The sequence below is a fragment of the Cupriavidus sp. R6-3 genome, from assembly GCF_059772245.1.
In genome coordinates, this window is record NZ_JCBAJO010000164.1 from 1 (window position 1) to 10,516 (window position 10,516).

General features: G+C 67.8%; 7 protein-coding genes and 1 pseudogene. 5 read left to right on the plus strand and 3 right to left on the minus strand.

The genetic code is table 11. The features are described 5' to 3' along the window. Window positions 1-185: 185 nt before the first annotated feature. Window positions 186-1,859, minus strand: coding sequence for a dihydroxy-acid dehydratase (ilvD, locus tag AC6EI8_RS19670; protein WP_498382667.1), 1,674 nt, complete (start codon window positions 1,857-1,859; stop codon window positions 186-188). A gap of 202 nt (window positions 1,860-2,061) precedes the next feature. On the opposite strand from ilvD, the gene AC6EI8_RS19675 reads away from it, so the two are divergent. Further along, window positions 2,062-3,072 (plus strand): LysR family transcriptional regulator, encoded by a 1,011-nt coding sequence (locus tag AC6EI8_RS19675; protein ID WP_498382668.1) that lies wholly within the window; start codon window positions 2,062-2,064, stop codon window positions 3,070-3,072. An 80-nt stretch (window positions 3,073-3,152) separates the two neighbouring features. After that, a complete protein-coding gene (lgt, locus tag AC6EI8_RS19680; RefSeq protein WP_226108498.1) occupies window positions 3,153-3,956 on the plus strand; it encodes a prolipoprotein diacylglyceryl transferase in 804 nt (267 codons plus the stop codon). A 55-nt stretch (window positions 3,957-4,011) separates the two neighbouring features. Here the strand turns inward: lgt and AC6EI8_RS19685 are convergent, their stop codons facing one another. Further along, complete coding sequence (locus tag AC6EI8_RS19685; RefSeq protein WP_498382669.1) at window positions 4,012-5,766, minus strand: ShET2/EspL2 family type III secretion system effector toxin; 1,755 nt, start codon at window positions 5,764-5,766, stop codon at window positions 4,012-4,014. Window positions 5,767-5,829: 63 nt separating this feature from the next. Here AC6EI8_RS19685 and AC6EI8_RS19690 point away from each other — a divergent pair, with 63 nt between their 5' ends. Beyond that, window positions 5,830-8,106: a hypothetical protein gene (locus AC6EI8_RS19690; RefSeq protein WP_498382671.1), complete on the plus strand. Its 2,277-nt coding sequence runs from the start codon at window positions 5,830-5,832 to the stop codon at window positions 8,104-8,106. A 7-nt stretch (window positions 8,107-8,113) separates the two neighbouring features. Here the strand turns inward: AC6EI8_RS19690 and AC6EI8_RS19695 are convergent, their stop codons facing one another. Then, window positions 8,114-9,064, minus strand: a complete 951-nt coding sequence (locus tag AC6EI8_RS19695) for a LysR substrate-binding domain-containing protein (protein WP_226108491.1) — start codon at window positions 9,062-9,064, stop codon at window positions 8,114-8,116. A 152-nt stretch (window positions 9,065-9,216) separates the two neighbouring features. Between AC6EI8_RS19695 and AC6EI8_RS19700 the strand changes: the two genes are divergently transcribed. Both AC6EI8_RS19700 and AC6EI8_RS19705 read left to right on the plus strand, forming a co-directional pair. Next, complete coding sequence (locus AC6EI8_RS19700) at window positions 9,217-10,389, plus strand: CaiB/BaiF CoA transferase family protein (protein ID WP_498382672.1); 1,173 nt, start codon at window positions 9,217-9,219, stop codon at window positions 10,387-10,389. 14 nt (window positions 10,390-10,403) lie between these two features. Continuing rightward, window positions 10,404-10,516: pseudogene (locus AC6EI8_RS19705) on the plus strand (CoA ester lyase); the annotation flags it as partial.

Sequence of the window (10,516 nt, forward strand, 5' to 3'; positions counted from 1 at the left end):
GGCGACGACCCGGCCGCGATCCGCGCCGCGATGGTCCGGCTGATCGAGCGGACCGTGGCGGCGGGCTGAGCGGGGTGAACCGACGCGCTGATCCGCGCGCGGCGATCCCGCAAACAGAAAAGCCTGCGATCGCTCGCAGGCTTTGGCATGGCGCCCGCAGGCGCCGACCTACTGGACGATGTCGCTCAGTCCGTGACCGCGCCCTTGCTGGCCGTCGACGCCAGCTTCGAGAACTTGGCCAGCACGCCGCGCGTATAGCGGGGCGTCGGCTGCTTCCAGGCGGCACGGCGGCGCGCCAGTTCCTCGTCGCTGACGTTCAGCTGCAGCAGCAGCTTGTGCGCGTCGATCGTGATCGAATCGCCTTCCTGCACCAGGGCGATGGTGCCGCCGACAAAGGCTTCCGGCGCGACGTGGCCGACCACCATGCCCCAGGTACCGCCCGAGAAGCGGCCGTCGGTGATGAAGCCCACGGACTCGCCCAGGCCCTTGCCGATGATCGCCGAGGTCGGCGCCAGCATTTCCGGCATGCCCGGGCCGCCCTTCGGTCCGAGATAGCGCAGCACCAGCACGTCGCCGGCCTGGATCTTGTCGGCCAGGATCGCGTCCATCGCGCTCTGCTCGTCGTCGAACACGCGCGCCGGGCCGGTGATGACCGGGTTCTTCAGCCCGGTGATCTTGGCCACCGCGCCTTCCTCGGCCAGGTTGCCCTTCAGGATGGCCAGATGGCCTTCCTTGTACAGCGCCTTGTCGATCGGCAGGATCACGTCCTGGTCGGCGCGCGGCTGGTCGGCCACGTGCTCCAGCTCCTCGGCCAGCGTGCGGCCGGTGATGGTCAGGCAGTCGCCGTGCAGCAGGCCGGCGTTCAGCAGGATCTTCATCACCTGCGGAATGCCGCCGGCGCGATGCAGGTCGGTGGCGACGTACTGGCCCGACGGCTTCAGGTTGCAGATCACCGGCACCTTGCGGCGGATGCGCTCGAAATCGTCGATGGTCCATTCGACCTCGGCCGCATGCGCGATCGCCAGGTAGTGCAGCACCGCATTGGTCGAGCCGCCGGTCGCCATGATCAGGCTGACGGCGTTCTCGATCGACTTGCGCGTGATGATGTCGCGCGGCTTGATGTCCTTCTTGATCGCCTCGACCAGCACGCGCGCCGATTCGGCGGCGCTGTCGACCTTCTCCTGGTCGGGGTTGGCCATCGTCGACGAATACAGCAGCGACATGCCCAGCGCCTCGAACGACGAGCTCATCGTGTTGGCGGTGTACATGCCGCCGCAGGAGCCGGTCGACGGGCAGGCGTTCTTCTCCACGCCCTCGAAGTCCTCCTGGCTCATCCGGCCGGCGGTGAACTCGCCCACGGCCTCGAACGAGGACACGATGGTCAGGTCCTTGCCCTTCCAGTTGCCCGGCTTGATGGTGCCGCCATAGACATAGATGCCCGGCACGTTGGTGCGCGCCAGCGCGATCATGCCGCCCGGCATGTTCTTGTCGCAGCCACCGATGACGACCACGCCGTCCATCCATTGCCCTTGCGCGGCGGTCTCGATGCAGTCGGCGATCACCTCGCGCGAGATCAGCGAGTACTTCATGCCCTCGGTGCCCATCGACATGCCGTCCGAGATGGTCGGCGTGCCGAAGATCTGCGGATTGGCGCCGGAAGCCTTGATCGCATCGACGGCGGCATCGGCCAGGCGCTGCAGGCCGGCGTTGCACGGTGTGATGGTCGAGTGGCCGTTGGCGATGCCGACCATCGGCTTGTCGAAGTCTTCCTTCTGGTAGCCCAGCGCGTAGTACATCGAGCGGTTGGGCGAGCGCGCCACGCCCTGCGTGATGTTCTGCGAGCGTTTGTTGTATGCCATGCGTATCTCTCCGGGGACTGGCGTGGCGCCCGGCCGGGCGCCGCTGTAGTTGTGGCCGACAGCATGCCGTTTGCGTTTTGCAGTGTCAAATATATTATTCGTGCTGTATTGAGTCGTTTTACCTATCACAGAACATGTCACGGAAGCGGGCGATCGCCGGGAATCGATGGCGGTCGCCGGCCTCGCCGCACCGGGAGTCCGCGTGGATCTGCGCCAATTGCGCTATTTCGTCACCGTCGCCGAGGAACTGCACTTCGGCCGCGCCGCCGCGCGCCTGGCCATGACGCAGCCGCCGCTGTCGCAGCAGATCCAGGCGCTGGAGGACGAGATCGGCGTGCCGTTGTTCGTGCGGACGCGCCGCTCAGTCGCGCTGACCCCGGCCGGACAGCAGTGGCTGCCCGAAGTGCGCCGGGTGCTGGCCGACGCCGCCAACCTGCCCGCGCTGGCGCAGCGGCTGGCCCGCGGCGAGGTCGGCACGCTGTCGCTGGCCTTCGTCAGCACGGCGGACTACGGCATCCTGCCCGACCTGCTGCGGCGCTTTCGCGCGCGGCATCCCGAGGTCCAGCTGCAGCTGCGCGAGGCCACCAGCGATATCCAGCTCGATGCGCTGGCCGACGGGCAGATCGACGCGGGGCTGGTGATCCGCCCGCAGATGCCCGCCTTGCCCCATGGCATGTCGTACCTGCCGCTGGTGCGCGAGCCGCTGGTGCTGGCGGTCCCGCAGGACTGGCGCGCGCCGGGCCGGCGCGGCGGCGCGAAGCAGCCGGATGCCGTCGCGCTGGCCGATTTCGCGCACGAACCGCTGATCCTGTTTCCCCGCCGAAGCGCGCCGGCGTTTCATGACATCATTACCGGTTACTATGCGCGCGACGGCTTCGCCCCGGTGATCGCGCAGGAAGCGATCCAGATGCAGACCATCGTCAGCCTGGTGTCGGCCGGCATCGGCGTCGCGCTGGTGCCGGCCTCGCTATGCAACCTGCGGCGCACCGGCGTGTCCTATCTGACGTTGCGCGGCGCGGTGCCGGAGATCGAGACGGGCCTGGCGTGGCGCGACAATGGCGCGGCCGGACCGAGTCCGGTGCTGCGCTCGTTCATCGAGATTGCATCGGCGCTGGCGCCGGCGGCCCGCCCGGGCAGCGGCACATCGAAGGGCCGCGCCACCGTGCCCGGGCCGAATCCCGGGCCGATTCCGGGGCCGAAGCCGAAGCATTGAGCCCGATGCCGATCCCGATCCTGAATTCGATCCCGTCCATCCCACCAACCCCATCCGACAACGCCAAGCGATAGACCCGCATGCTGATCCATCCGAACTTCGATCCCATCGCCATCCATCTGGGCCCGCTGGCGATCCGCTGGTACGGGCTGATGTACCTCGCCGGCTTCATCATGTTTATGTGGTTCGGCCGCATCCGGCTGCGCCAGCCGCAGGTGGCGGCGCAGGGCTGGACCGCGCGCGATATCGACGACCTGCTGTTCTACGGCGTGCTCGGCGTGATCCTCGGCGGCCGACTCGGCTACGTGCTGTTCTACAAGCCGTCCTTCTACCTGTCGCACCCGCTGGATATCTTCAAGGTGTGGGAGGGCGGCATGGCCTTCCACGGCGGCTTCCTCGGCGTGGTGATCGCGATGTGGGTGTTCTCGAAGGTGCGCGGCCGGCATTGGATGGAAGTGACCGACTTCATCGCGCCGATGATTCCCTGCGGCCTCGCCGCCGGGCGGCTCGGCAACTTCATCAATGGCGAGCTGTGGGGCCGTCCCACCGATCTGCCGTGGGGCATGGTCTTCCCGCAGGCCGGCGACAATATCGCGCGCCATCCGTCGCAGCTGTACCAGTTCGCCGGCGAGGGCGTCGCGCTGTTCGTGATCCTGTGGCTGTTTGCCCGCCATCCGCGGCCGACGGGCGCGGTGTCCGGCGCCTTCCTGCTGGGCTACGGGGTGTTCCGCTTTCTCGCCGAATTCGCGCGCGAGCCGGACAACTTCCTCGGCCTGCTGGCGCTGAACTTTTCGATGGGTCAGTGGCTGAGCCTGCCGATGATCGTGGCGGGCGCGGCGATGATGTGGTGGGCGTATCGGCGCCAGCCGCAGCTGTCGGCCTGAAATCGGGTGATATCAGGCCTGACGGCGCCTGATATCGCCCGACAGCCGTCCCGCGTCAGGCCAGTTCCCACTTCCAGCGTACCCAGCCTTTCGAGGCCGCCCTGGCACGCCCGCCCCGGTCGCCGCCCTCGCGCGACAGCACCGACGGGGCGAACCGCTCCAGATGCGATCGCATCATCTGCTCGATGATCGGGTCCTTGCGCCCCTCGGCATTCATCCGTCGAATCAACCGCCACGCCGGTTTCAGCAGATAGACGCAGGCTTGCGGCGGCAGCAGCGGGAACACCTTGGCGAAATTGCCGATGGTGCTCAGATCCTTGTTCCGCACGGCCACCTCCAGGCCCGTTTCGTTGTCGGCCGAACGCGCGCACATCAGCGAAGCGAGAAGCAGGGGCGGCAACGACGACAAGGCGGCGGCATACGCCGGCGGCGTATGGCAATACCCGTGCTTGCAGGCGTGATAGAGCGCGGAGGTTCCGTCCGGCATGGCGGCCACCAGCATGGCGTAGTGATGGTCGCTGGGCACCAGCGCCTGCAGCAGTTCCAGAAATGGCCGGAACATCTCGGTGCGGCCGGCCTTCACGGCATAACCGAATGCCGTCGTGCCGCAGTCCGCCTGCGACCGCAGCAGGCGAATCCGCTGCTCCAGCGGAAGGTCGGCGATCAGCTCCCCGAACAGCCTCGCCGACGATGGCAGCCCGTGCGACATGATGTCGTAGAACAGCTGGGTCGAGCGGTTCGTGCTTAGCCGCTGGATGCGCTCATGCTGGGGCAGCGCGCGCAGTGCCGGTGCCAGCTGACGGACCGCGTCCTCGCAGCCATAACGCAGCAGATACCACAACGCATCGGGAGTGAGAGGCGGCAGCGCACCCGACAATTGCCGCGGCTGCTCGGGCAGGGTCACGTCGATCTCGCGCAGCTGCCGCAGCGTCGCCATGTCGAGCTCGACCATCAGCATGGCGTCCACCGTGTTCAGCGTCCGGTGCTGCCGAAGGAATGGATCGTAGTCGCGCGCGAACTCGGTGAAGCATCGCGCCTCCAGCTCACGTACCCCTTCCATGTCGTCGAAGCACGCTTCCAGATGCGTGGCGGTGATGTTGGGATCGTAGAAGGCGACGACGTAGCGGGTTCGATGCGGGTGGGGCACGACGCGCAGCCCGACGGCCATTGCGTGATCGGGTGTCAGGATCAGCAGGGTCGTGGCCTTTTCGTCCCGGCCCTCGAGTTCGGCCAGGCGCGCGGCGAACTCCTCGCCCCAGTCTCCGATCATCACCACACGCAGCTTGCCGAGCTGCACGGCGTTCGGTACCACCCTGTAGTCGTAGTGCAGCGGGATGTTGTCCCGCAGCGCCTGTGCGGTCCCCAGCCTGGAGTAGTCGGGGCCGTGCGGCAGGCCATCGATGAACAGGCCAAGCCAGAAGACGGCCAGATGGCGGCAGGCAATCGGCCCGGACGGGCGTCCACGCGCGAAGGAGACCTCGCCATTGAGCCGCACGCGCGGGTTGGTCCCGCGTGGCCAGTGGAACCGATCCTCGAACAGTTCACTGCATCTGTCGGCCAGCAGCGCCGCCACCGCCTGCCGTTGCGGCTCCGCAGCCGTTTTGCTGCGGACATGGAGCCGCCCATTTTCCCAACGGATCCGGAAGCGATCGCTTCCACATTGGAGCCACCCGCCATGGGCTTGCAATAGCCGCCGCATGTCACGGTTGCGCAGCGCCTCCGGCACTGCGCATCGCACCACGACGGGTTGTTTCGTGGGGGGAGGGGCGAGGAACATGATGTTCTCCGGAAAAGAGCGGTCGAACAGCATGCGGCCACGGCATGGCATGGCTCAAGAGACATGTGTCACTTATCGCGAGTTGCCTGTCGATTTATGAAAGCCTTTGCACATTACTTGCGCCATCCTGCCGCATCGGCGATCGCTTCCCCCGACGATGCGACCCGTGCCGACATCGATCGGCATTGGTCCGCGCCTTCGTTCCTGCGGCCGTCGCCACATTCGCTTCCCTTCGTTCAGCCCGCTTCCGGATTCATCATGCCGCCCCTGTCCGCTCCCGCCATCGCTACCGTCCTCTTTCCATCGCTGACTCCTGGCATCCGAGACGATGTCGGCAAGCGGACCGGCCGGTCCGCCGAGGCGCCCGTCGACGCGGTCCCGCAGGCGGAAGGCGCGATCGGGGACACAGTGGCAGCGAGCTGCGCACAGCATCTGCATCAACTGAAAAGGACGATTGACGCGCTGGCCATTCCGGCCAGCCAGAAGCAGCCTTTGAGACAGGAACTCGATGCGTGCGACAAGGACCTGACGGCGCTGCTGAACACGGCACGGGACATCGCGCAGCTCGAGCATCGTGCCACCATGCCATGGGAGGCCGGCCCACACGCGCGGGAGCGACACATCGCCGTGGTGATGGCACGCAACCTGAAGCTCGCGACGCAATGCCAGGCGCTGATGCAAAGGCTTCAGTCGCTGCAGGACGACATCGCGCCCCACGTGCAAAAGCGCAGCGTCGGCAAGGCCATCGCGCTCGCCGTGGGCGCACTGCTCGGCATTGCCGGTGCCGTCACGCTGGCGGTGATCCTGTGGCCGGTGGCCGTGACCGGCGTTGCGCTGGGCGGCTCCTTCCTGCTGACGGCGGCGTGTGCGGCGGGAACCGGTGCATCGGCCGCCGTGGGCGTGCTTGCCACGATCTTCGGCGCAGGGGAAGTGTTCGCCAAGCCCGAGGCCTACCGCCATTTTCCTGACCGGCAACCCGATCTCGCCGGCCTGATACACGAGATTGGCGAGCAGATGAGCCGTTGGCTCCAGGCCAATTCGGATTTCTCGCAGCCGCTCGCGTGGGACGTGCTGTCGGAGCTTTGTGGCGGTGAGATCAGGGCGGCTCACTTTTGCGCGGAAGTGCAGGGCATCAAGCTGTGCGAGGCCGCCAAGCGCCTGGTCGACCAATTTGGCGAGCGCGCGCCGGCGCAGAGCGGCCTGGCCCGCACCGTATCGTCGCGGCCGATCGTCCCCGACCGGAGCGCGGCCGACGTGCCTGACAACGTGCCTGACAACGTGCCTGACAACGTGCCGGCCAACGTGTCGGCCAACGTTCGCGCCAACGCGCCTGAGGACGTGGCCGGCAGCCACGACAGCGACTGGGACGAAGTCCTGGAAAACGACCAGATGATCGAACAGCTCTGGCGCCGCCTGGGCTTTGAGCGGAAGAGTCCACCGAACGCGGCGGGTTGCACCGCGGAGGCGGCGTCGGCGGACACACCGGTCGACAATGCAGGCGATACCGCCAGCGATCGCACATTGAGCCGAACCGTATCCACCTCGAGCATTGGGTCGTACAACTCGGTGTACATGGAAGAGGGCCCGGACGGGTTGGACGATGCGTCGGCCTATGGTCTTGGGAAGAGCGGGAGTGCCTCGCAGCCTCTTCCCGCCGCGGCGGCCACCCCGACGGCCGCTCCCGCCGCCGCCGATGCCGACGCGGGCCCCGATGCCGGGGCGGCCGCGGCAGGTACCTCCACAGTGCAGTCGGCGCAGGCGGTGCAGGCGCCCGCGGTTGACGTGCAGGCACAGTGGGAGGAGAGCCTGGCCTGGGCGCAGGGCCGGATCCGCACCGCGACGCGATACTTGCAACACCTTTCGACCGCGCTTGCGCAGCCCCTTCCGGACCGTATCGACGGGGCCGAGCACAAGAAGGACATCATGGTCGAATATCTCTGCGCCTTCCAGCTTCTGGAAAAGGTACGCAGCGAGATGCTCGCGCTGGAGGAGATGGGGGGCCTCCATGCCGACCGCTTTGCCACGGCCGGTGCGATGAATCAGCTCGCGGTCACGATGTATATGGAACGCGGCCGGTTTCTGGGCAATAACGTGACCGGACTGCGCGCGCTGTTCGACGACCACAACAGCATCGGCTTCGACGAATTGCCGGATGCTTCCGGGCGCGCCGCGGCAAGCCAGGCCTGGAACGCCGTCATTGCCCAGGCGGCGGCGCTCGCCCGCCAATTGGACGACGTGTGCGCTTCCGTTTTCCAGCGAACTTTCCGGAACCTGGCGCTCGAGCGAGCCATGCACTTCTTCGCCCAATCCATCGCCGCACGCATCGCGACGATGGAGCGGCAATTGAGGCGGGATCCGCCGAAAGGGCAGTAGGGCGGCGCTACGCGCGAGCCGGCTTCAACGAGCTGCCTTCCGCAATCTTCGCGGCGACGATCTCGCGCAAGGCCTCGGCCACCGCGTCGGCGGCGGCCGTCCGCGGCAGCGCACGCGGCCAGCAAAGCGACAGCGTGCGGTCGAGCTCGGGGAGAATCAGCCGTGTCGGCAGGGCATCGTCATCCGGCTCGCGGCTCAGTGACGACGCGGGCAGGATCGTGCAGGCCAGCCCTTCCCGGGCGGTCTGCAGCAGGATCGGCAGCGAGTCGAGGTCGGCCACGACCTGCAGCCGAATGCCGGCGCCGCTGGCATGCCGCTCCAGCACTTCGCGCAGCCCTTGCGCCCCGCTCGGCAACACCAGCGGGACATCGGCCAGCGCCTTCAGGGCAATGGTTCCTTCCTTGCCCGACCTGGCGCGATGCCGCTTCGAGGCCGCGGAGACAGGCGGCGTGCCGACCAGGTACAGCGCCTCGCTGGCCAACGGCTCCAGTTCCACCGCCCGCGATGGGGTATCGCGAAACAGAATGGCGAAGTCGAGCCGGTTGTTGTTCAGCAGTTCGGCGATATAGCCGCTCATGCTCTCGAACAGCTGCAGCCGGACGCCCGGATAGCGCTGGCGCACCGCGCGCACCAGCGGCATGCCGAATGCCGCGGCGGCGGTGGTCGGCAGGCCGATCGCCACGGTGCCGGCGATGTCCGCGCCGGCGACCTTGACGTCGGCGCGCGCCACGTCGATCTGCTTGAGGATCGCGCGCGCATGCCGGTACAGCGTGCGGCCCGCCTCCGTGGGTTTGACGCCCTTGGCGCCGCGATGCACCAGCGCCACGCCCAGTTCCGCTTCGAGCGCCGCAAGCTGCTGGCTCAGGGCGGGCTGGGCCACGTGGGCGACCTCGGCGGCGCGGGTCAGGCTGCCGTGCTCCACGATCGCGACGAAATAGCGCATGCCCCGGATATCCATGTCCCGCCCCAATGACCCAGTGAAAGCCGAAGGTATTGATTGTACTTATGGCTGGCTCGCGATTCCGTATTTCCGCGCGGCGGCGATCGCGGCTAGATTGATGCCATCGCCCGCCATCCCGGCCCTCCCATTCCCTTCGCCAAGCCACTGCCATGACCCGACCGCTTGAAGGCATCACCGTCATCTCCCTCGAACAGGCCATCGCCGCCCCGTTCTGCACGCGCCAGCTGGCGGACCTCGGTGCCCGCGTGGTCAAGATCGAGCGTCCGGGCGCCGGCGATTTCGCGCGCGCCTACGACGATCGCGTGCACGGCCTGTCCTCGCACTTCGTCTGGACCAATCGCGGCAAGGAGAGCCTGACGCTGGACGTCAAGCACGAGGGCGCGGGTCCGGTGCTCGACGCGCTGCTGGCGCGCGCCGACGTGCTGGTGCAGAACCTCGCCCCGGGTGCGGCGGCGCGGCTGGGGCTCGATCATGCCGCGCTGTCCGAGCGCTTTCCGCGGCTGATCGTCTGCGATATCTCGGGCTACGGCGCCGACGGTCCCTATCGCGACAAGAAGGCCTACGACCTGCTGGTGCAGAGCGAGTCGGGCTTCGTCTCGGTGACCGGCACGCCGGAGGAGGGCGTCAAGGCCGGCGCATCGATCGCCGATATCGCCGCGGGCATGTACGCCTACACCAATATCCTGGCCGCGCTGCTCGAGCGCGGGCAGACGGGCCGCGGCAAGCGCATCGATATCTCGATGCTGGAGTCGATGGTCGAGTGGATGAGTTTCCCGCTGTACTACGCCTTCGATGGCGCCTCGCCGCCGCCGCGCGCGGGCGCCTCGCATGCCACCATCTATCCCTACGGGCCGTTCCCGACCGGCGACGGCAAGACCGTGATGCTCGGCCTGCAGAACGAACGCGAGTGGGCGGTGTTCTGCGAATCGGTGCTGGAGCAGCCTGAGCTGATCTCGCATCCCGACTACGCCAGCAACAGCCTGCGCAGCGCCAATCGTGGCGCGCTGCGCGAGCGCATCGTCGCGGCGTTCTCGCAGTGGAGCGCCGAGGAGGTTGGCGCGCGGCTCGACGCCGCGAAGATCGCCAACGCGCAGGTCAATACGATGGCCGACGTCTGGGCGCATCCGCAGTTGGCCGCGCGGCAGCGCTGGCGCCAGGTCGACACGCCGGCGGGCGCCATCCCGGCGCTGCTGCCGCCCGGCATGACGGACGCGCGCATGGATCCGGTGCCGGCCCTGGGCCAGCATACCGACGCGATCCTGGCCGAGCTTGGCATCGCGGGCGAACAGATTGCCGCGATGCGCGCGGCCGGCGCGGTATGACGGCGGAGAACGCGATGACGGCTCCGGGCACGCGGCTGCCGCGCAGCTATCTGTTCGTGCCGGCCAACCGGCCGGATCGTGTCGGCAAGGCGCTCGCGGCCGGGGCCGACGCGGTGATCGTCGATTT

Excerpts from the sequence above, each read along its gene's own strand:
- ilvD (WP_498382667.1), bottom strand. The coding sequence starts at position 1,859 with ATGGCATACAACAAACGCTCGCAGAACATCACGCAGGGCGTGGCGCGC.
- lgt (WP_226108498.1), top strand. The coding sequence starts at position 3,153 with ATGCTGATCCATCCGAACTTCGATCCCATCGCCATCCATCTGGGCCCG.
- AC6EI8_RS19685 (WP_498382669.1), bottom strand. The coding sequence starts at position 5,766 with ATGCTGTTCGACCGCTCTTTTCCGGAGAACATCATGTTCCTCGCCCCT.
- AC6EI8_RS19690 (WP_498382671.1), top strand. The coding sequence starts at position 5,830 with ATGAAAGCCTTTGCACATTACTTGCGCCATCCTGCCGCATCGGCGATC.
- AC6EI8_RS19695 (WP_226108491.1), bottom strand. The coding sequence starts at position 9,064 with ATGGATATCCGGGGCATGCGCTATTTCGTCGCGATCGTGGAGCACGGC.
- AC6EI8_RS19700 (WP_498382672.1), top strand. The coding sequence starts at position 9,217 with ATGACCCGACCGCTTGAAGGCATCACCGTCATCTCCCTCGAACAGGCC.